This is a genomic window from Mycobacterium sp. 852014-52144_SCH5372336, assembly GCF_001665615.1.
In the GTDB taxonomy this organism is placed as follows: Bacteria; Actinomycetota; Actinomycetes; order Mycobacteriales; family Mycobacteriaceae; genus Mycobacterium; species Mycobacterium neumannii_A.
Map to the genome: position 1 here is coordinate 1 of NZ_LZSW01000019.1, position 21,206 is coordinate 21,206.

The window sequence follows — 21,206 nt, forward strand, 5'->3', positions numbered from 1 at the left end:
GCGGCCTCCAACGCGGGCAAGGTGATGCGGTAGGTGGTGGACTGCTCGCCGACGGTTTTGCTCAGCGACGGTTCGGGTGCGGGGCGGGGTTCGAGTTTGGCTGCAAAGCGCAGTTGGCTGACGGTGGCCACCGACGCCAGCTGCGCGTAGTGCTCATCAGAGCCTGGGCCGGCGTGTTGGGCGATCACCCCGACCTGATCGGCCGACAACTGTCCCTGGCGTAGTTGTTCGGTGCAGCGGGGGAACTCCTCGATGCGCTGGGCGATCGCGGTGATCGTTTTGGCGGTGGTATCAGACAGGCCCAGCTTCCAGGCCACCAGCGCTTTGACCGAGCGCGCCCCGGTGATACCCCACGACCGCTCACGCTCGATCGCAGCCACGATGTCCACGATGCGCCCATCGATGGCGTTGCGTTGACCAGCCAACTCCTCGAGCGCAGCGAACTGCGCCCCCAGGCGCTCATCGGGCGAGAGCTCCTCAGCCCCACAAGGCGCGCCGGTCAACGTCATAACCGCATCATGACACCCACCACCGACAAAAAGTCGCCGTCCGCCGCTCACCGTGCTGAGATGGCCGTGAACAGCGAAAACCGCTGCAGTCGAGCCCGATTGACCCTCAGTCCTCCAGCGCCCGACCGACGATCAACGGATCCGGCTCGCCGACCACCTCGTCGTCCTTATCGTCGTAGTCGAAGCGCGACAACAGGTATCGCATCGCGTTGATCCGTCCGCGCTTCTTGTCATTGCTCTTCACGACGATCCACGGTGCGTAGTCGGTGTCGGTCGCGACGAACATCTCCTCCTTGGCCCTGGTGTACTGCTCCCACCGGTTGACCGCTTCCATGTCCATCGACGAGAACTTCCACTGCCGCAGCGGATCGACCAGCCGGATCGCGAACCGCGTCCGCTGTTCGGCCGGCGAGACGGAGAACCAGAACTTGGTGAGGTGCAGCCCCGAGTTCACCAGCATCTCCTCGAACGCCGGTGCCTGCCTCATGAACTCGGCATGCTGTTTCGGCGTACAGAAGCCCATCACCCTCTCCACACCGGCGCGGTTGTACCAGGAGCGGTCGAACAGCACCATCTCCCCGGCGGTCGGCAGATGCCTGACGTATCGCTGGAAGTACCACTGCGACTTCTCTTCTTCCGTCGGCTTCTCCAACGCCACAACCCGGGCGCCGCGCGGGTTGAGGTGCTCCATGAACCGCTGGATCGAGCCGCCCTTACCCGCCGCATCCCGGCCCTCGAACACGATGACGTGCCGCGCGCCGGTGCGTTTGCTCCACTTCTGCAGCTTCAACAGTTCGATCTGCAGCTGCCGCTTTATCCGCTCGTATTCGTCGCGACTCATCCGCTCGTCGTACGGATACCGCTCGCGCCACGTCTCGATCGGCTTACCGTCGCGATCGAGCAGTACCGGGTCGTCTTCGTCCTCGTCGTTGACGGTGTATCCATGGTCGTCAGTCGACAGTGCGTCGAGGTCGATTTCCGAGTCTGCAGTCGTCATCACCTGCTCCTAACGACGCTCACCTACCCGCAAGGCTGCCGGGCTAATCGCGCTAATCTCAGCGGGTGCGGCTTCTCCGCGCCGTCGCCGGCGCCCCGTTCAGCTTCGCGTGGCTGCTCGTCTTGCTCATCACGACCCGCGTGCAGCGCTCGGCCGGACATCGGGGGTCGCGACGGATCCAGAGGAGGAATTCCACGAATCTGCGCCAGCTGCGCAGCGAACCCCATCGCGTCCTCACCACCAGCTTGTTCTGGCTCGACGACCAGAGGTGGTGGCCCTACGTCCCGGTGTTCGTCGGCGTCGTCGCCCCCGCGGAGCGCCGGTTGGGTTGGTGGCGTTGGCTTCTCGTCGGGATCGGCGCGCACGTCGTCGCTACCTACGTCGGCCAGAGCTACCTGCGGTTCCTCATCCGGAAGGGCCGAGCGCCGCAGCGAGCGGAGAACGCTCGCGACGTCGGCGTGAGCTACTTCGTCCTCGGGGTGGCCGGCGCCCTGTCGGGCTACACCCGCAAGCCGTGGCGCGCCGGTGCCCAGGCCGCCGCCGCGCTCGCGCTGGCCGGTAACGCCGCCGCCCGGCCCACGTTCACCGAAGTCGGCCACCTGACCGCGTTCCTCCTCGGGCTAGCGACCGTCCCGCTCACACCCGACCGCGACGAACAGCCCTATCCGTCGACACCCCGCTGACTCCCGACCGTAGGCCGCTCACCGTTGAACCGCGTCACAGGCGGTGGCGGATACTGCCCGTAGATCCCAGCCGGATCGCCCTCGGCATAGAGCCTGCTCTCGTAGTCGGCGCGAGCCGCCAGAACGTCGCGGCGATACTGCTCGCGTAGCTCTTGGGCTTTTCGAGCCTCGGCAGACTTGTGCCGCCAGAACAGGAATCCGCCGACACCGACCATGGGGACCAAGATGACAAGCAACCATGGGTTCTCGGCAAGGATGCCGAGCACGACGAGTCCGAGAACCGCGCCCGCGACGATCAGTGGTGTCCGGGATCGCGTATTGACGTTCACACCGCCGGGACCGCCGCCGACCGCGATTGCTGATCCAGACGATCCACCGATGATCGCGAACAGAATCCAAAACGGCAGCCAGAGTCCGCAAGAGAGAAACGTCAGTACGAGGTGCAGCGCGTGGTTCGTTCCTCCGCCCGACGACACCGCCACAGCCACCGCTGTCGGTGCCGCGACGCTGGGCGGTGGTGTCGGCACGAAGTGCTGCGTCCACCGCTGGCCGTCGTGATAGCGCCGCCCCGGCTGGCCGCTGGGATCAGGGAACCAGCCCGCGCTCATCGCGAAAACCCCTGCGCAGCAGAGTTCTTAATGCGCCCGGCCCAGCGCCGCGAGGCCAGTATTTCTGTCCGGCACACAGTGCCTCCCCTCAGGTTGTCCACGGTCTTCAACATGTGGGCATCGATCGGCCCCCGCGGTGGTGAAACGTCCCCCGACGGCGCTACAACCCCCACGACCACTGACCGCACCACGAACGCTACGAAAAATCGGGACCCGGGGAATCAGGGGTTTCCCTATGAACGAGTTTGCTGGATAACTCCGCGCTCGAGCACCCCCCTGACCTCGGCACATCGGCGCGGAGGTTTCGCGACGGCCACCTCGGGAACGATGTGGTGATGGATTGGGAATGTGCTGTCGTCGGGGGAGGGGCCGCGGGGTTGAGCGCCGCCCTCGTGTTGGGGCGCGCGAGACGACGCACGGTCGTCATCGACGCCGACGAACAGAGCAACCGCGTCTCGAGCGTGATTGGTGGTCTTCTCGGTTACGACCAGCGTCCACCCGCCGAGTTGTACGCGCAAGGCCGCCGCGAGCTGTCGGCCTACCCCAGCGTCGAGTACCGGCACGGCCAGATCATCAGCGGCCGCCCGGTCGACAACGGCTTCATCCTCGAACCCGACGATGGCGATCCGATTCTCACGAAGCGGGTCCTGCTGGCGACCGGCATGCAGTACAACCCGCCGGACCTGCCCGGGCTCGCCGAGCTGTGGGGCACCTCGGTTTTCCAGTGTCCGTTCTGCCACGGCTGGGAGATGCGCGACAAGCGGCTGGCCACCATGGCCGCCGGCGAGGAGGCGATGCACTCGGCGCTGATGCTTCGCGGCTGGAGCGACGACGTCGTGCTGCTGACCGACGGGCGCACCGATCTAACGCCCGAGGACAAGCGGGTGCTGAAGGCCGCCAACGTGACCATCGAGGACCGTCGTGTCGTCGAATTGCTCAGCGAGGACGGACAACTGAGCGCGATCGCCTTCGCCGACGGTGACCGGCTCGCGCGCGACGGCCTGCTCGTCGAGGCGCCCCTCAAGCAACGCTCAGCGCTCGCCGACCAGCTGGGCGCCGCGTGCACACCGGGCCCGCTGGCCGCCGACACCATCAGCATCGACCCGATCCACCGCACCGAGGCCAGCGGCGTGTTCGCGGCGGGCGACCTGTGCAGCGAGCAGCCTTACGTGGCGGGTGCGATCGCCGCGGGATCGAAGGCGGCGATGATCATCGTCCAGAGCCTGCTCGCCGACGAGTTCAGCCTGCCGTACCCCCCGATCTGAGGGCCCCCGCCCCGATGAACTCTCGCAGCTCGTCGGCGAGGCGGGCGGGCTGATCCAGCGGTATAAGGGTGTAACTGTCGCCGATCTCGACCAGGCGGCCGCGCGGGAACAGCGACGCCAGACGCCGGCCGTGCTCAGCGGGCATCACTTTGTCCTCGGGCGCCCACACCACGAGTACGGGCCGGTCGAAGGCCCGAAGCTGTTCCGTCAGCTCGGCCAATCGCACCCGGCTGGGCGTTGAGCCCGCGAAGGTGCGCAGGTCGCGCCGCACTCCGCTGTCGACCAATGCGGGACGGAACCATTGATCCATCACGTCTTTGGGTACCGGATGCTTGGCCATCCAGCCCCAGCCGCCAGGGGCGCGGCGGAACCAGCCGAACCGCTGCAGCTGCATCGTCAACCACAGGGCGCCAGGAATTTTCACGCTGGAGGCAATGGCCTTCCCCGGTAATCCTGGCGGGAAGTTGTCGAAAGCCTCGCAGGCAACCAGGACCAGTGCGGCGATCCGCTCCGCGCCCTCGGCGACCAGGAACTGTGCACCTCCCCAGTCGTTGAGTACCAGCGTGACGTCGTGCAAATCCAACTGGTCGATGAACTCGCCGACCAGCGCCGCGACGCCCTCATGGGTCACCAGCGCCCCACGTCTCATCGGACGTCGGTGGCTGCCCAGCGGCAGGGTGGGAGAGATGCAGCGATGCTCGGGCGCCAGCCGCGCAACGACGTTGTCCCACAGAGAGTTATCCATGTTGACCCCGTGCAACAGCACGACGACGGGGCCGTCGCCGCCAGTGTCCGAGTATTCGATGACTCCGGCGCTCAGGTCGACCCGATGCTGGGTCTGGAGAACGTTTCGCATGGCACCTCCTAGACAGACCGACCGTCGGTCTGTAGCCTAGGACAGGTGCGGGAGATAAAGCAACCCGAAGTGCGGAAGAGCGAAATCGTCGGCGCCGCGCTCAGGCTGTTCACGGAGAACGGGTACGAAAAGACCACCGTCGCCGCGATCATCGGCGAGCTCGGCGTCGCGAAAGGCTGCTTCTACCATCACTTTCGATCCAAGGACGAGGTGTTCGAAGCCTGCGTGCTTGCGGCCTCGCAGCAGATCGCAGACACGTGGATAGCGGCGCTGACGGACCACTCGAGGTCCCCGACTGCGCGCCTTATGGACTTTCACTTCAGCTACCGGGAACTAACTGATGCCGCCACCTCGGGTTTGATCGCTGATCTGTACTCGCGGGCGTTTACCGATATGCACCACCGCGTGACCGCGCAGGTCGCCGCCGACGTGCTGCCCGCCGTGACAGCGCTGATCGAAGAAGGCGTGCAGCAGGGCGAATTCAGCGTTAGTGATCCGCATTTCACCGCCGTCGTCCTGCTCGGCGCCCTGCAGGGACTGCATGAGGCGTACGCTCCGCTGACCGATCTGGATCAGGCCGCGCACCGACGCAAGCTCGTCGAGGTGTTCGAGCGGCTCCTGGCCGCCAAGATTCCCGCAGAGGAGGATTCATGAACGCGGGCCACATCGATGTGCTGATCGTCGGCGCGGGACCCACCGGTTTGACGATGGCGAATGAACTGGTCCGCCGCGGTATCCGCGCCCGCATCATCGACGCCGCCGCCGGGCCGAACACCGAGACGCGCGCACTGGGCGTGCAGGCTCGCAGCCTCGAACTCTTCGATCGACAGGGGATCATCGAACAGCTGCTCGCGCGCGGGCTCAAAGCGCGAGTCTTCAACGTGTTCAGCGAGAACCGTCAGATCCTGCGAGCCGACTTCGCCGGTCTGGCATCGCCCTACCCATTCCTGCTGATGATCCCGCAGAACGAAGTGCAAGAGGTCCTCACCGCGAACCTCGCCGCGCTCGGCACCCACGTCGAGCATCAGGTCGAGATGGTGGCGCTCACTCAGCACGCCGATCACGTGAGCGTCGAAGCGCGACGGCCCGACGGCAGCAGCGAAACGGTGCGGGCGAGCTGGATCGTCGGCGCGGACGGGGCGCACAGCAGCGTCCGCCGACAACTCGGGCTGCGGTTCCTGGGCTCATCGTTCGAGGAGAACTTCGCTGTCGCCGATCTCCGAATGGACTGGGACCTTCCCGGCGACGAGTTCTTCGCCTTCCTCAACCGGGGCAGGTTCGTGGCCTACTTTCCGATGCTGCACGGCTGGCATCGCATAGCGGTCGCACAATACGAGGAGCCCGCGCCCACCGGCGACGTGACACAGGTCGAATTGCAACGCGCCGTCGATGTCTGCGCGCCCCCAGGTGCCAAGATCGCCGAAGTCAGGCAGGCCGGCAGATTCCGGATCAACCAACGCAGAGTCGAATCCCACTCGGCCGGGCGGGCTTTCCTCATCGGCGACGCCGCCCATATCCACTCGGTGGTCGGCGCGCAGGGCATGAACACCGGCATCCAGGACGCCTTCAACCTCGGCTGGAAACTCGCGGCAGTTGTGCGGGGTGAGGCGGACCGAGCGCTGCTGGACACTTACGCCGCCGAGCGGGCGCCGGTCGCCCGACGACTCGTCAAGGGAACCCGGCGCATCACCCGAATGACCCTGCTGCGCAATCCGGTGAGCACGAAGATGCGCCGCACCATCGCTCCGCACATCCTGGCGCGTCGACCGGTCCAGCGCACCCTGTTGCGCGCGATCTCACAGATCGACGTGTCCTATCACGACGGTTCCGGTTCGGCCCCGCCGGACCGTACTGACGTCGGCGATCGAGCACCCGACGTAGTGTTCACCGCTCCGGACGGCTCAGCAACCCGACTCTTCGACCTGCTGGACAATGAGCGGCACACTCTGCTGCTCCTCGGCGGCGCCGCGCCGCCAGCCGCATTGGACGCTCAGGTGAGCGTCGTGCAGGTTGCCGACCCGGCAGTCGCCGACGCCTACGGCCTGGCCGACGGTGGGTCAGTGCTCATCCGCCCGGACGGCTACATCGCGTATCGCGGCGTCGCGAAGAACCCGAGGTCTTTGGTCGCGGACGTACGTCGCGCAGTCTCCGAACCCGTACTGGGGCAACGATGAAAGCAGTGTGGATGACCGACTTCGGTGGATCAGAAGTGCTGCGCGTCGACGACAGCGCGGTGCCGGTGCCTGGACCGGATGAGGTATTGATCGAGGTCGATGCCGCCGGCGTCACCTACGGCGACGTGATGAAGCGGCAGGGGGCGTTCGGGACCTTCGACCTGCCGGCGGGATTGGGGCAACAGGTCGCCGGCACGGTCCGGCGCTCCTGCTCTGGCGGACCGGCCGTGGGCTCACGCGTGGCGGGCATGGTCGAGCACGGTTACGCCGAGTTCGCCATCGCACAGACTGATTCGGTTGTGCCGCTGCCTGATTCGGTGGACGGTCGTGATGCGGCCATCCTCTGGGTTCACGGCGTGACGGCTTACCAGACATTGCGCGATGCCGGGAGAATCACATCCGGCGATATTGTGCTGGTGCACGCCGCCGCGGGTGGTGTCGGGACCCTCGCGATCCAACTCGCCCGGCTACTCGGCGCTGGCGTCGTCATCGGCACGGCGGGAACTCCGCAGAAACTCGACCACATTCGGTCGTACGGCGCCGACTTCGCCGTGGACTACTCCGAAGCCGGATGGGCCAAGATCGTGCTCGAGTTGACCGACGGGCGTGGGGTCGACCTCGTGCTCGACTCCGTCGGCGGTCAAACCTCGCAAGACACCCTGAACTGCATCGCGCCGTTCGGCCGGATCGTCACGTTCGGAGCCGCAAGTGGAACCCCGCCGACGTACTCGGGGATGGCCTTGATGACACAGAACCTCACGGTGACCGGTTACTCCCTGATGGGTTGGCGCAGTCGCCCGAACGCGTTCAGCCAGGCCCTCGAACACCTCCTCGCATTCACCGCCGACGGCCGACTCCGCCCGAAAGTCACCGAGTACCGCCTCGATGACGTCGTCGAAGCGCACCGCGCACTCGTCGACCGACAAACCGTCGGCAGCCTCGTGTTACGGCCTTAGCCCAGCAGCGCGTCGCACATCACGGGCAGATCCCGCACCCGGATGCCCGTGGCGTGATAGACGGCGTTGACCACCGCCGCGGCAGAGCCGACGATGCCGATCTCACCCGCGCCGCGCGAGCCCATCGGGTTGGCGTGCTTGTCGACGTCGTCGAGCCACATTGCCTCGATCGCGGGGACGTCGGCGTGCGAGCTGATGTGGTACGTCGCCAGATCCCGGGTGACGATGTGGCCGAAGCGGGGATCACGCACGCTCTCCTCATGCAGCGCCATCGACAGTCCCATCGTCATGCCGCCGATCAACTGCGAGCGCAGTGTCGCCGGGTTGATCGCCCGGCCGATCGAGAACACACCCAGCATCCGCGACACTCGGATCTCGCCCGTATGCCGGCTGACCCGCGCCTCTACGAAATGCGCACCGAACGAATACATTCCGAAGTTCGGCGCCTCCTCGTTCTCCGGCGCCTCCGCGGTGGTGGTGACGCCGACCTCCGGGTGGTCGCCGTGGTCGTGCCGGAACTGTTGTGCCGCAGCGACGATGGCGCGACCCCACGAGCTGATGCCCGACGAACCGCCCTCCACCGATGCGGCGGGCAGATCGGTGTCGCCGATCTGCAGGTCGATCGCCGAGAGCTCGCAGCCCAGCGCATCGGCGGCGATCTGGCTCAACGCCGTCCACGTGCCGGTGCCGATGTCGACGGCACCGATCGCGACCGTGTAGCGGCCCGGGGCGACACATTCGACGCGGGCGCTGTTGCCCGGCTGGATCATCGCGGGATACACCGCGGACGCCACACCCGTACCGACCAACCACTCACCCTCGCAACGGGTTCCAGGCTCCGGGTCACGCGATGCCCAACCGAACCGCTCCGCACCGGTCTGCAGGCACTCGACCAGGCGGCGGTCCGACCATGGGTTACCGGTCTCAGGGTCGACGTCGGGTTCGTTGCGGATGCGCAGCTCGATCGGGTCGAGGCCGCACGCGACGCCCAGTTCGTCCATCGCGACCTCGAGAGCGAACATGCCGGGACACTCGCCGGGCGCGCGCATCCAAAACGGGACGGGCACGTCGAGCGCCGCCAGCCGGTGTGACGTCTTGCGATTCGTACCCGCGTACATCATGCGCGTGGGGACCGCGGCCTGCTCGGCGAACTCCTTGACCGTAGCGGTCTGGGTGATCACGTCGTGGCTCACCGACGTCAACGTCCCGTCACGCTCGGCACCGAGGCGCAGGTGATGAATGGTCGGCGGGCGATATCCGACGAAGTCGAACATCTGCTGCCGGGTGACCGCGAACTTCACCGGCCGTCCCGGAACCCGTTGCGCCGCCATCACCGCCAGCACATTGTGCGAGTGCGGCGCACCCTTGGAGCCGAACCCGCCGCCCACGTTCTTCGCGATGACGCGCACCTGTTCGGGGTCGAGGCCGAACGTCGTCGCCATCTCCTTGCGCACCACGTGGACGCCCTGCGTCGAATCCCACAGCGTCAGCGTGTCGTTGTCCCACAGAGCGATACAGGCGTGCGGCTCCATCGGATTGTTGTGCTCGTGCGGTGTCGAGTATGTCTGATCGACGACCACCGACGCGTCGCGCAGCGCGGCTTCGGCGTCGCCCTCGGCGGTGTCGGTCGGATAGCCCGCGTTGACCTGCTCGGGCGCATACAGCTTCGGATCGTCGGCGCGGAGTTCGATGTCGTGCGGGGAAGCGTTGTACTCGACCTGCACCAGACCCGCTGCATGACGGGCGGTCTCGGCGTTCTCGGCCACCACGGCGCCGATCAACTGGCCGCGATAATTCACCTGGGGGCCCTGAAGGATCGTGAGGTCACCGTTGGAGGTGTCAGCCAACTGAGACTTGTCGTACACCGTGAGCACGGCCAGAACTCCGTCGACCGCTTCGGCGGCGGAGGTGTCCATGGTCGTAATGCGGCCGTTGGCGATGGTGGCTTGGACCGGATGAAGGTAGGCGGCGTTCTCGACCGCGTACTCGTAGGCATAGTCCGCGGTCCCGGTGACCTTGGCGGGCCCGTCGAGACGGGTGACACGCTTACCGATGGCGCGAGGTTCGAGGGTGGTCATCGTTGCTCGCTCACTTCGGTCAGGGTGGCGATGATGGTGCGGCGGGTGAGTTCGACCTTGAACTCGTTGCCCGGCAACGGTTGTGCATCCCCGAGTTCGGCGTCTGCGGCCCGTCGGAACGTGTCTTCGGTGGCCGGCGCACCTGTGAGGACCTCTTCGGCGCGGCGTGCACGCCACGGTTTGTGGGCGACGCCGCCGAGCGCGATGCGGGCGCTCGTGACGCTGCCGTCGTCGACGACGAGTTCTGCGGCCACCGACGTCAACGCGAACGCGTAGGAGGCGCGGTCGCGCACTTTGCGGTACGTCGACCGGGCTCCGTTTGGCGGCGCAGGGATCTCGACCGCGGTGATCAGCGCGCCGGGCGGCAACTCGGTGTCGCGGTCGGGGCGGTCGCCGGGGAGGCGGTGAAATTCCGTCAGTGATCGGCGGTGTTCGCCGTCGGCGTCCACGAACACGACCTGCGCGTCGAGCGCGGCCATCGCGACGGCCATGTCCGAAGGGTGCACGGCCACACAGTGTTCGGAGGCGCCGAGGATCGCGTGGTAGCGCACGTAGCCGCCGATCGCGGAGCATCCCTCGCCCGGCGTGCGCTTGTTGCACGGTGTGGTGACGTCCTGGAAGTACACGCATCGGGTGCGCTGCAACAGGTTTCCGGCGGTGGTCGCGAGGTTGCGCAACTGGCCGGAGGCCGCCGACAGCAACGCCCGCGCGAGGACGGGGTAGCGGCTGCGGACCACGGGGTGGGCGGCGAGGTCGCTGTTGCGGACGTCCGCGCCGACGCGCAGGGCGCCGTCGGGCAGCTGCTCGATATCGGTGAGCGGCAGGTGGCCGACGTCGACGACGAGGGACGGTTCGAGGATGCCGAGTTTCATGTGGTCGACGAGGTTGGTGCCGCCGGCGAGGAACACGGCGTCGGGACGCTCGGCGACCGTGGTGACCGCGTCGGCGACGCTGGTGGCGCGGTGGTAGTCGAACGGGATCATCGCGCGGCCTCGCTGATGGCGGCGACGATGTTCGGATAGGCGGCGCACCGGCAGAGGTTGCCGCTCATGCGTTCGCGGATCTCATCATCGGAGAGTTCGGGTGGCTTTTCGAGATCGTCGGTGACGTGGCTGGGCGCGCCGGACTTGACCTCGTCGAGCATGCCGACGGCCGAGCAGATCTGGCCTGGGGTGCAGTACCCGCACTGGAAGCCGTCGTGGTCGAGGAACGCCTGGGCGACGGGATGCAGAGCGTCGCCGTCACCGAGGCCTGAGGCGGTGACGATCTCGGCGCCGTCGTGAGCGACGGCGAAGGCGAGGCAGGTGGTGGCACGGCGGCCGTCAAGCAGGACCGTGCACGACCCGCACTGGCCGTGGTCGCAACCCTTCTTGGGGGCGGTGACACCGAGGTGTTCGCGGAGCAGGTCGAGCAGGGTGACGCGGTTGTCGACGTGCACGGAGTGTTCGGTGCCGTCGACGGACACGGTGATATCGGTGAAGTGGGCTGACTCCATTGTCGGCAGGTACCCGTGCCCGCGCTGGCGAAACGGCGCCACCGCGACAATGGACACTATGACCGCGCAAACCTGGAACCTGGACCAGTCGGATGGCGAGCTGAGGATCCGCACCGGCGTCGAGGGCCGGGCGGCAAAGATGGGTCACCGCCTGACCATCGCCGTGAACACCTGGCATGTCACGGTCGGATGGTCCGACGGCGAACCATCCGAGGTGACGCTGACGGTGCACGTGGACTCGCTCGAGGTGCTCAGCGGGGAGGGTGGTGTGACGCCGCTGACCGGACCGGAGAAGGCACTCGCGCGGTCCAACGCGCTGAAAGTGCTGAATGCGAAGCGCTTTCCGCGCATCGAGTTCGAAACCAGCGACATCGAGAAGACCGGCGACCGATACCGTCTCACCGGAACGCTGCAGATCAACGGCAAGACACGCGACCAGGTCGTCGACGTGGCCGTGCAGGAAGCCGACGGTGTGTGGCGTATGTCATGCGAAACCATCGTGCGGCACTCTGACTTCGGCCTCAAGCCGTACTCGATGCTGATGGGCTCGATGAAGGTCGCCGACGCCGTGACCGTCGCATTCACCGCGACGAAATAGTCGGTAGCCTGGCGCACTGAGGAAATCGCCTGCGCTGCTGCGATATCGGAGTCGCCGGGCCACCCGCTGCGGGGAGCGGGTTACGTAAGACGGCGTTGCGGGAACACCACTGGTTGCTGCGCTGGTGTCGGAAAGAGAAAGGATGGCATGTGAGCTCCCCGAAGGGCGGTTCCCGTCTGGGCACGCGATTCGGGCCGTATGAGCTGAAGTCTCTGATCGGCGTCGGCGGCATGGGCGAGGTGTACCGGGCGTGGGACACCGCAAAGGAACGGACCGTGGCCATCAAGCTGCTCCGTCCGGATATGGCGGCCGATCCCAACTTTCAGGAACGCTTCCGGCGTGAGTCGCGCGTCGCCGCGCGCCTGCAGGAACCGCACGTCATCCCCGTTCACGACTTCGGCGACATCGACGGTGTGCTCTACATCGACATGCGCCTCGTCGAAGGAGCCAGCCTCAAGGAGTTGATTCGGACCGCCGGCCCGTTGCCCGCGACGCGGGCGGTGTCGATCATCACCCAGGTCGCGGCCGCGCTGGACGCCGCGCATTCGAATGGGCTGGTACACCGCGACATCAAGCCAGAGAACGTGCTGCTGACCCACGACGATTTCGCCTACATCGTCGACTTCGGCATTGCGCACGGCGGCGGCGAAGCCAACGTCACCAAGACCGGCCTGGTCATCGGGTCGTGCGCGTACATGGCGCCGGAACGCATCAGCGGCGAACGCGGCGGCCCGGCCTCCGACATCTACTCGCTGACCTGCCTGCTCTACGAATGCCTGACCGGCCGCGCGCCGTACGACTCCGGCGACCTGCGCGAGATCATGGGCGCACACCTGTTCTCGCCGCCGCCGCGCCCGAGCATCATGCGACGCGGCATCAGCCGGGCGTTCGACGAGGTCATCGAGCGCGGCATGGCGAAGAAGCCGACCGATCGCTACACGACGGCCGGTGAGTTGGCCAAGGCGGCCGCCGCTGCGGCCGAGCAGCCACCGGTTGCGATGCCGGTAGCCCCGCCACCGCCGCCGGCTCCGTCGACGCGCCGGTTCTCGGCCGTCGACCCGAACCCGGCGAGCACGCGCTATCAACCGATGTACGCGCCGCAGCCGCCGCCACCGACGAACCGCAAGCGATTCGGTCCGGCGCAGGTCGGGCTGGTGGTGACGACGGTCGTGCTGTTCACCGCCGCGGTGGTGCTGGCCATGGTGCTGGCGTTCGGCGACAACGGCGGGTCCGCGCCGCAGACGCCGCAGGCCGTGCCGCCGTCGACGACGACCGAGACGACGACTCCGCCCACGACCACCGCACCGTCGACGACGACCACCACGACGACGCCGACGACCACCGGACCTCCGATCGCCGGGGTGTCGGGTACGGACTCGCAGGGCTTCATCGGGCACACCACGCGCTGCGACGCGGGGAGCACGCCGGTCGCGGCGATCCGGACGGCACAGTCGCTAGCAGTGATCTGCGAGTCGGGCCAAGGCACCTATCAGTACCGCGGAGAGCGGCTGCGCGACGGGGCAAACGTGCAGCTCAATGCGCAGCCGATGGGCGGCGGGTTCGTCGCCACCAATCCGGCCGACGGCGCGCGGTACGACGTGCAGCCCGGCCTGCTGACGATTTCGAGCAACGGCAAGGTCGACTCGGCCGAACCGGCGCTGGAGTACGGCTCGGCGGCCCGCTGACCGGCGACTTGTGCACATCTAGGAGCGCTCAGCGCTCGTTTCTGTGCACAAATCGCAGCAGGAGGACTACCGTTCGGCCAGGAACACCGCAGATCGGGGACCTCATGGACAACCGCAAGTACGCCCGCGAAAGCGAACAGGCTCGTAAACAGGAGATCGAACAGGACGCCCGTCGCCTCCGTGAGTTCGAGACCTTCTCGACGTTCTCCGACAGCGACCTCAGACGCCTGGTCGAAGCGGCGCATCGCACGTCGACGTCAGGACCGTGGCCGCTGATCCAGGAGCAGACCCCGTCGGACGCCTGCTACATCCTGCTCAGCGGTGAGGTCGGCGTCTACGTCGGCCACGACCGCATCGCCGTCGTCGGCCCCGGCGAGGTGATCGGCGAATCGGTGCTGCGCCGCGGTGCACTGCGCAACGCGACCGTGACGACGACGGGGCGAGCAGACGTGCTCCACATCAACCGCGACGACCTCGCCCGGTTGGTCGATGAGATGCCCGCCCTGCGCGAGGCGATGGACGCGACGGTTGCCCGCCACGCCCCGCAGGCCACCAAGCAGGGCTGAATCGGCAGTAACTTCGCTCATGGTTTGACGCACCTGTCAACTCGGGTACGCCTTGTGAATGGAACGGCTGAGTGCATTCGACGCGACGATGCTCTACAGCGAATCATCCAGTGTCCCACTGAATGTGTGTTCAATCGCCTGCCTTGATACGTCGACGATCCCCGGTGGCTACGACTTCGACCGAGTCCGCGAGCATCTGGCCACGCGCTTGGAGGCTCTGCCGGAGCTGCGGGCAAAACTCGCCAACAGTCAGCTGAACCTCGATCATCCGGTGTGGGTGGACGACGACGAGTTGGACCTCGAGTACCACCTGCACCGCATCGCGCTGCCCGCGCCCGGCGGGCGCAACGAACTGATCAATGTCTGTTCGCGGATCGCCGCGGCACCCCTGGACCGCAGCAAGCCGTTGTGGGAGATGTGGGTGATCGAGGGCATCCACGAAACCGATCCGTTCGACGCTGGCGACGTCGCGTTGATGATCAAGGTGCATCACGCGGCAGTGGACGGGGTGTCGGCGGCCAACCTGATCAGCAAGCTGTGCGACCTCGAACCCGACGGCCCCCCACCCGAGCCCGTCGAGGGCGTCGGCGGCGCCAGGCCATTCGAGATCGTGGCCGATGGTTTGGTGCGTGCTTTCACCCGTCCGTGGCAACTGACCAGAGCGGTACCCGCCACGTTGTCGACCGTCTTCAGCACGATCACCCGCGCCCGCTCCGGCACCGCCATGGCCGCCCCGTTCTCGGCTCCGGCGACGGTGTTCAACGCCGAGATCACCTCCGACCGCACCATCGCGCTGGCGCAGCTCGACCTCAACGACGTCAAGCGGGTCAAGAACACCTTCGACGTCAAACTCAACGACGTGGTGATGGCGCTGTGTGCCGGAGCGTTGCGCGAGTACCTGCTCAAGCGCGGCGAGCTGCCGGACGATCCGCTGATCGCGGTGGTCCCGGCGTCGGTGCACGACAAGTCCGACCGGCCCGGCCGCAACAAGCTCTCCGGCTTCTTCAACAACCTGCAGACCCATATCGACGATCCCGGCGAACGGCTGCGCACCATCGCCGAATCCAGTTCGCGCGCAAAGGCTCACAGCGCCGACATCGCTCCCACCCTGCTGGCCGACGTGACGCAGGCGCTGCCGCCCGCACTGTTCGGCATGGCGATGGAGGTGCTGTCCCACACGCCGCTGAAGCACACGCCGATCCACAACGTGATCATCTCGAATGTGGCTGGGCCGCAGGACAGGCTGTACGCGATGGGCGCCGAGATGAAGGCGCTCTACCCGCTCGGCCCGATCTTCCACGGCTCCGGGCTCAACATCACCGTGATGTCGTTGACCGGCAAGCTGAACGTCGGGATCATCGCGTGCCGCAAGCTGGTCAACGATCTGTGGGACCTCGCCGACCGGTTCGAAACCGCGCTGGACGAACTACTGGCCGCCTGCTGAGCGGTTCGCGGGCTTGATCAACCACAGCGCCAGGATGATCGCCGCGATCGGGCCGACGGCCATGATCACGCTCAGCGTGTGGATGGCGTCGACGGCGTTGTGCGGCGCCTGCTCCACCACCAGCCGGGCCTGCTCGGGGTTGACCATCTGCGCCCCGTGACCGCCGTGCACGGTCAGCAGCGCCTCGCGGGTCTCGGCGCGCGTGATGCCGGAGCGGGACAGGTCGTGCGCGCTGTCGGTGAGGAACAGGTTGATGCCGACGAGCGCGAAAAGCGCAGGGCCGAGCGAGTATCCGCCTTCGTTGACCGCGCTCTTGACGGCTGAGACCGCGCCGCCGAGATCGGTTGGCGCACTGCTCATCATGATCGTGGCTTGCGGCGTCGTGACGAGCGCGCCGCCGACGACGATCAGCGCGGTGGTGACGAACACCGTCGTCCGCGTCGTGTCGAGATCGAAGAGCCTCATCGACAGCAGCCCGCCGAGCATGACCAGGAGCCCGGTGATCATCACGGTGCGCGGGCTGAACCGGTTCGCGGTGGGCCCTGCGGAGGTGGCGGCGACGGCGGCCAGCGCGGTAGCGGGGATCAGCAGCAGGCCGAACAGCTCGTGTGACTCCTTGCGGACGGTGACGAGATAGAACGATAGCAACACCATCGACCCGCCGAGCACGATGTTGAACAGCACGCCTGCGGTCACGGCGGCGTTGAACCGGCCCGACCGGAACACCCGCATGTCGAGCGCCGGATCCTCAACCCGCAACTCTCGCATGACGAATGCGCACCCGGCCAGCAGGCCGACGCCGATCGCGACCAGTCCCACGGTGTTGATCCCGGTCTCGATGCGCGAAACACCGAAGATCAGCCCCAGCAGCGCGACGGCGAACAACGCCATCCCGAGCACGTCGAGCCGACGGTCCGCGCGCACCGTCTCGGGCACGAACCGCCACGTGACGAGCAAGCCGAGAACACCGATCACCGGCGCCACGAAAAAACAGGCCCGCCAACCGATCGCATGGCCAAGCATGCCGCTGATCGCCGGCATCGGTGTCGCGACGGCGTAGCCGACACCGAAGTACGCCGCGATCGCCGCGGCCCGCCGGCCCGGCGGAAACACCGCGTTGGTGATCGCAAGCGACAGACCGATCAGGAACGCCAGCGTCACACCGGCACCCGCGCGGGCGACGATCAACACCGCCGGTGCGGGCGCCGCGGCGGCGAGCACGCTGAACGCGATCGCCCCGGCCAGCCCGAACAGATACATCCGCCGCATGCCGTACAGGTCGCCCAGCGCACCAGCGCTGAGGACGGCGGCGGCCAGGGTGAGGGTGGCCAGGCTGGCGACGAACGTCGCGGTGGATCCGGTGATGCCCACGCCGGCCGAGACCAGTTGCAGGTTGGCCGAGAAGGTGGTCGGGTCGCCGATCGCGATCGCATAGCCGAGGCCCATGGCGAGCACCGTCATGACAGCGGCGAGCCCCGACACCTGACGCTGCTCGGCGTCGACACGAGGAGCGTCCGGCACGCGCGGGATGTTACCGGCGCAGCAACGCCGCCATCACCTCTTTCGAGGGCACGGTCGCCGCGGTCAGGGCGATGGTGTACCGCCCGACGGGCACCCGCACGTCGGCTCCGGTCGGTTCGCCGTCGAGCAGAACCGCCACATCGGGCGGCAACGCGCCGAGTTCGATACGCGTCTCGGTGTCGGTGGAGATATCGATGCTCGACGTGTCCAGCGACGCGAGCCCGGCCCGGGCGACGTCGACGGTGATGCCCGCGACGCCGGTCAGCTTCAGTGTCAGGAACGGCATGGGCTCGACGCCCGGGCCTGTGCGCCAGAGCAGTTCGGTGTACAGGCCGGGGGACAGGTCGAGGTCGGGTTCGACGCCGCGCCGACGGCGGATCGTGCGCGTCGGGTCAGGGCGCGCATACGACCGCGCGTCGACGGTCGCGACGGCGCCACGCCTGCCGGCCAGGTCGGGATCGGCCGACAGATTCGACAACCACCAAACGTGCTGGGGCCCAAGGCCGAGATCGGGCCGCACCAGCTCCGGGTACCACGAGTAGGTGATGTGACCGGGGTCGGGCTGGCGGAGCCCGGTGCCCACGTGGGCGATCGGATCGTCGAACTCGTCGTCGAGCACCCACGTCACGTGATCCTCGAACGGGTAGACGGTGAACCGGTAGCGGTAGCCCAGCCGGTCGAGTTCGAGCACCTGGGACAGCACCGACGTGATCGGCACGAACTGGTCGAGCACGCCGTGGGCGATGACGAACGGCAGCCACCGCCCGTTGGGCAGCAGTTCCCAGGTATCGCCTTCACGGGCGCAGTGCGAATCGAAGTCGAGGTCGCCGGGGACGTCGACGTCGGGCAGCAGCCGCACCCCGCAGACGGGCGGTCCGGCCAGCACGACGGCCTGGGCGAACACCTCCGGGTATGTCAGTCCCAGTTTGTAGGCCGCGTAGCCGCCCATGGAGTAGCCGGAGACGACGGTGCGGTTGGGATCGGTGCCGAGCTGTTCGGCCACCCGGGCCCACACCTCCCACACGTCGAGTTCGCCTTCGTCGAAGTACCAGCACGACGGACCGCGGGCCAGCGGCGTCACCACCACCGATTCGCGGTCCTCGCAGACCTGGTGCAGCAGACGCGGGTCGATCGCGGCGAACTGGTTCTGCCCCAACGCAAGTGAGTGCAGGAGGAGCGTCAACGGCAGCTGTCGGCCGGGTGTGTACGTCGAGGGCAGGCACGCGGAGTAGGGCTGCACGCGGCCGAGGAACTGGGGATCGGTGCTCAGGATGTTCGTCTTGGCGACGCCCTGGCCCAGCTCGATCGAGGAGACGTACCAGCGGGTGGAGGTACCGCCCACGATCGGCTCTTCGGTGGTGGCGCGATCGGCGAGCTGGTCCCAGGCGAGCGGAACCGAGAACTCGGTGACGTCGCCGTCGCTGAGTGCTTCGGCTTGGGCCTGATCCGACCAGAAGTTCAGGTGCGCCTTCTCCTGCTGGTGGGTACGGAAGGCGACGTTGTAGACGTTCGGCTGGCCGGGCCGCGCGCCGCGACCGACGGGCACGTCGGCGAAACCGTCGCCCGCGTCGTTGGCCAACCCGGCGGCCACCCGGACCGTCCAGGTGCCTCCCGGTTCGGCGAGCGCGCGGGGCACTTTGGCGAGGAAGGACCGGGACTGCATGTCGACCTCGTGCTCGACGGGCGTCGACGACTGCGTCGTGAGGTCGATCAGCCGCGCGCCTGTGGCGGAGATGAGCAGGGCCGTGTCGATGCCGGCCGAGGTGACACCGGCCCCGGCGGGCCACTCGTTGGTGGGCGCCGCGGTGCGGTCGGTGTCTGATGTCGCCGCCGGAGCGGCTCCGGTGTCAAAAGTGAACAGCGCGATCGGGATTGACGCGTCGATCAGGGTGTTCCAGTCGACGCGCCACCATGTGTGGGTGTCGGTGAGGCCGATCGCGACGCGGAAGATGTCGGCGCCGTTGCGGGCGGCGGGCCCGTCAGGGTAGACGTAGGTGCCGCGCGGGGGCACCAGGCCGCCGGTCGGGATGTCGACGAGCAGGCCGGTGGCGCCGTGGTCGTCGTAGAGGAAATCGGTCCAGAAGAACGCGCCGCCGGCGTAGCGGCCCGTTCCGCAGGTGCGGGGGAAGTCTTCGCCGAACGGCCAGCTCTCTGGCGCGGGGAGCTCGGGTTCGGGACGCAATGCCGCGGCGGGCACGCCTTCGGGCATCCCGCCGATGACGACGAGTTCCGATTGCCGGCCACGCGGTTCGGGGGTGACGGCTTTGAGCACAGTGTCTGCCGCGCGGCGTCCGATCCGCAGTGGCAGCAGCGCCAGGTCGATGAGGGACATGCCCCCAACGTAGGAGCAGTCCGTCGTTCCGCGGGGATTTACCGCCGCCGACTCAGCAGGGCGCTTTGATCTCGAACGGCATCGTGCGGGATTGGCCGGGATTGCGCTCGTCGGCGCCGACGACGGTGCCGGTGATGGTGTAGACGTTGCCGTTGGTGGTGGCCTCGGCTTTGCCCGCCTCGCCCCCGGAAACGCCGTTGATCTCGTTGACGTTCTCGATGTTGACGGTCCGCACGACCGGCTGTTCGCCGCCGAGCTCCAGGTACACCTGCGCGCTGCCGGTCTTCGCCTTTGCGTCGATCTGCATCGACCACTGAAGCTGGGTGCACTCGACGGTCTGGGTATCCACACCGTTGCCGTCGACGACGATCCGTCCCGACCGGGCGGGCTCTTCAGACGGCGTCTCCCCGACCAGGCCACATCCCGAGACGAGTGCTGCCGCCGCCAACACCGGTACACCACTGGTCCGCAATCGCATGTGACACCTCCCTCTGGCGTGGGGAGGTTACCCCGGCGGGGCGGCGCCGGGGGCGGTCATCGGCCGTTTCGCCGGAAAACGGCTGGGGTAATAGAGCCGGGTGTCAGGTGGTCCGGTGACAACATGAGCTTCAAGGGCGCGGTCAACGATGCCACCGGAAGTCGCGTGGTCCAGTTCTGCGCCCGTGCGGGATATCCGGTCAGCGGAACACTGCACCTGCTGGTGGCCTACACGATCCTGCGGATCGCGCTGGGCCTCGGCGGCGAGGCCGATCAGTCCGGTGCCCTGAGGACGCTGGCCACGGAGGGCGGCGGAACCTTCTCGCTGTGGATCGTCGCCGCCGGGCTGATCGCGCTGGCGATGTGGCGGTTCGCCGAAACGGTGTTGGGGCTGCATCCCGGTGAGAGCACCGAGGCGCACAAACGCGATTCGCCACTGATGAACCGGCTCAGGGCTTTTGGGTTGGCACTGGTGTACTGCGCGGTGGCCTTCACCGCGATCCAGGTTGCGCTGGGTGCACGGATGCGGGGTAGTGAGCAGACCGCCGGCTTGAGCGCAAGGTTGATGCAGTCCGACGGCGGCAAGGCGGTTCTGGTGCTCGCGGGGCTCGCGATCGCGGTGATCGGCGCCTACTTCGTCCACAAGGGCGCGACGCGCAAGTTCCTTAAAGACCTCACCGTCCCGGGTGGCCGGCTGGTCACGGTGCTGGGCATCTGCGGCCATGTCGCCGAGGGTTTGGTGCTGTTCGCGGCCGGCCTGTCGGTCGTCGTCGCGACCTACGTGAGCGATCCCGCCAAGTCGACGGGCCTCGACGGTGCGGTCAAGGCACTCGGACGCGCACATTACGGTGATGCGATCTTGATCGCTGCGGCAACCGGTTTCGCGGCCTACGGGCTCTACAGCTTCGCGTTGGCCCGCTACTCCCGCATGTGAGGTTTCCGTTTGTGGCTGCTGAGGTAAT

Annotated in this window: 20 protein-coding genes; 10 read left to right on the plus strand and 10 right to left on the minus strand. The window is 67.3% G+C overall.

The genetic code is table 11. From position 1 onward, the window contains the following. On the minus strand, positions 1–509 hold a 509-nt coding region (locus A5759_RS03745), incomplete at its 3' end, for a DUF222 domain-containing protein (protein ID WP_156616800.1). Between the two features lie 106 nt (positions 510–615). After that, on the minus strand, positions 616–1,506 hold the full coding sequence (ppk2, locus tag A5759_RS03750) for a polyphosphate kinase 2 (RefSeq protein WP_064395844.1): 891 nt from the start codon (positions 1,504–1,506) through the stop codon (positions 616–618). Positions 1,507–1,571: 65 nt separating this feature from the next. On the opposite strand from ppk2, the gene A5759_RS03755 reads away from it, so the two are divergent. Continuing rightward, the gene (locus A5759_RS03755) at positions 1,572–2,189 is read left to right on the plus strand and encodes a rhomboid-like protein (RefSeq protein WP_068193970.1); all 618 of its coding nucleotides are present in this window, start codon (positions 1,572–1,574) and stop codon (positions 2,187–2,189) included. On the opposite strand, the gene A5759_RS03760 is transcribed toward A5759_RS03755, so the two are convergent. Further along, entirely contained in the window at positions 2,168–2,797 is a 630-nt protein-coding gene (locus tag A5759_RS03760; protein ID WP_068193974.1) for a DUF2510 domain-containing protein, read from the minus strand. The two genes, A5759_RS03755 and A5759_RS03760, sit on opposite strands and share 22 nt — an antisense overlap. 335 nt (positions 2,798–3,132) lie before the next feature. Here A5759_RS03760 and A5759_RS03765 point away from each other — a divergent pair, with 335 nt between their 5' ends. After that, the gene (locus A5759_RS03765; protein WP_068194250.1) at positions 3,133–4,062 is read left to right on the plus strand and encodes an NAD(P)/FAD-dependent oxidoreductase; all 930 of its coding nucleotides are present in this window, start codon (positions 3,133–3,135) and stop codon (positions 4,060–4,062) included. Here A5759_RS03765 and A5759_RS03770 read toward each other — a convergent pair. Further along, positions 4,037–4,918, minus strand: a complete 882-nt coding sequence (locus A5759_RS03770; RefSeq protein ID WP_068193977.1) for an alpha/beta fold hydrolase — start codon at positions 4,916–4,918, stop codon at positions 4,037–4,039. The genes A5759_RS03765 and A5759_RS03770 overlap by 26 nt on opposite strands. 69 nt (positions 4,919–4,987) lie before the next feature. Between A5759_RS03770 and A5759_RS03775 the strand changes: the two genes are divergently transcribed. Genes A5759_RS03775 through A5759_RS03785 form a run of 3 tightly spaced genes read left to right on the plus strand, consistent with a single transcriptional unit; the run spans position 4,988 to position 8,048 of the window. Next, positions 4,988–5,572 carry a TetR/AcrR family transcriptional regulator gene (locus A5759_RS03775; RefSeq protein WP_197505944.1) on the plus strand — a complete coding sequence of 195 codons (585 nt, stop codon included), beginning with the start codon at positions 4,988–4,990 and terminating at the stop codon, positions 5,570–5,572. Next, complete coding sequence (locus A5759_RS03780; RefSeq protein ID WP_068193981.1) at positions 5,569–7,092, plus strand: FAD-dependent monooxygenase; 1,524 nt, start codon at positions 5,569–5,571, stop codon at positions 7,090–7,092. The genes A5759_RS03775 and A5759_RS03780 overlap by 4 nt, the downstream gene beginning before the upstream one ends. Before the next feature lie 11 nt (positions 7,093–7,103). Continuing rightward, complete coding sequence (locus A5759_RS03785; protein WP_156616801.1) at positions 7,104–8,048, plus strand: zinc-binding dehydrogenase; 945 nt, start codon at positions 7,104–7,106, stop codon at positions 8,046–8,048. Here the strand turns inward: A5759_RS03785 and A5759_RS03790 are convergent. The 3 genes from A5759_RS03790 to A5759_RS03800 are packed head-to-tail and all read right to left on the minus strand — an operon-like array spanning position 8,045 to position 11,621. After that, positions 8,045–10,126 (minus strand): xanthine dehydrogenase family protein molybdopterin-binding subunit, encoded by a 2,082-nt coding sequence (locus A5759_RS03790; RefSeq protein WP_068193987.1) that lies wholly within the window; start codon positions 10,124–10,126, stop codon positions 8,045–8,047. The genes A5759_RS03785 and A5759_RS03790 overlap by 4 nt on opposite strands. After that, on the minus strand, positions 10,123–11,109 hold the full coding sequence (locus tag A5759_RS03795; RefSeq protein WP_068193992.1) for a xanthine dehydrogenase family protein subunit M: 987 nt from the start codon (positions 11,107–11,109) through the stop codon (positions 10,123–10,125). Before A5759_RS03795 ends, A5759_RS03790 begins: the two co-directional genes overlap by 4 nt. Beyond that, the gene (locus A5759_RS03800) at positions 11,106–11,621 is read right to left on the minus strand and encodes a 2Fe-2S iron-sulfur cluster-binding protein (protein WP_068194253.1); all 516 of its coding nucleotides are present in this window, start codon (positions 11,619–11,621) and stop codon (positions 11,106–11,108) included. The genes A5759_RS03795 and A5759_RS03800 overlap by 4 nt, the downstream gene beginning before the upstream one ends. A 58-nt stretch (positions 11,622–11,679) precedes the next feature. Here A5759_RS03800 and A5759_RS03805 point away from each other — a divergent pair, with 58 nt between their 5' ends. The 4 genes from A5759_RS03805 (at position 11,680) to A5759_RS03820 (ending at position 15,914) form a co-directional block, all read left to right on the plus strand. After that, entirely contained in the window at positions 11,680–12,219 is a 540-nt protein-coding gene (locus A5759_RS03805) for a YceI family protein (RefSeq protein ID WP_068193995.1), read from the plus strand. A 149-nt stretch (positions 12,220–12,368) separates the two neighbouring features. After that, on the plus strand, positions 12,369–13,904 hold the full coding sequence (locus tag A5759_RS03810; RefSeq protein ID WP_068193998.1) for a serine/threonine-protein kinase: 1,536 nt from the start codon (positions 12,369–12,371) through the stop codon (positions 13,902–13,904). A gap of 104 nt (positions 13,905–14,008) precedes the next feature. Then, positions 14,009–14,470, plus strand: a complete 462-nt coding sequence (locus tag A5759_RS03815; protein WP_068194000.1) for a cyclic nucleotide-binding domain-containing protein — start codon at positions 14,009–14,011, stop codon at positions 14,468–14,470. A gap of 58 nt (positions 14,471–14,528) precedes the next feature. Continuing rightward, positions 14,529–15,914 carry a wax ester/triacylglycerol synthase family O-acyltransferase gene (locus A5759_RS03820; RefSeq protein ID WP_068194004.1) on the plus strand — a complete coding sequence of 462 codons (1,386 nt, stop codon included), beginning with the start codon at positions 14,529–14,531 and terminating at the stop codon, positions 15,912–15,914. On the opposite strand, the gene A5759_RS03825 is transcribed toward A5759_RS03820, so the two are convergent. Genes A5759_RS03825 through A5759_RS03835 form a run of 3 tightly spaced genes read right to left on the minus strand, consistent with a single transcriptional unit; the run spans position 15,897 to position 20,245 of the window. Beyond that, the gene (locus tag A5759_RS03825; protein WP_231984533.1) at positions 15,897–17,435 is read right to left on the minus strand and encodes an MFS transporter; all 1,539 of its coding nucleotides are present in this window, start codon (positions 17,433–17,435) and stop codon (positions 15,897–15,899) included. The genes A5759_RS03820 and A5759_RS03825 overlap by 18 nt on opposite strands. Positions 17,436–17,445: 10 nt before the next feature. Beyond that, positions 17,446–19,767, minus strand: a complete 2,322-nt coding sequence (locus tag A5759_RS03830) for an alpha/beta hydrolase-fold protein (RefSeq protein WP_068194006.1) — start codon at positions 19,765–19,767, stop codon at positions 17,446–17,448. Positions 19,768–19,819: 52 nt separating this feature from the next. Further along, complete coding sequence (locus A5759_RS03835; RefSeq protein ID WP_068194009.1) at positions 19,820–20,245, minus strand: lipoprotein LpqH; 426 nt, start codon at positions 20,243–20,245, stop codon at positions 19,820–19,822. A 123-nt stretch (positions 20,246–20,368) separates the two neighbouring features. On the opposite strand from A5759_RS03835, the gene A5759_RS03840 reads away from it, so the two are divergent. Beyond that, positions 20,369–21,178: a DUF1206 domain-containing protein gene (locus A5759_RS03840; protein WP_068194012.1), complete on the plus strand. Its 810-nt coding sequence runs from the start codon at positions 20,369–20,371 to the stop codon at positions 21,176–21,178. Positions 21,179–21,206: the final 28 nt, after the last annotated feature.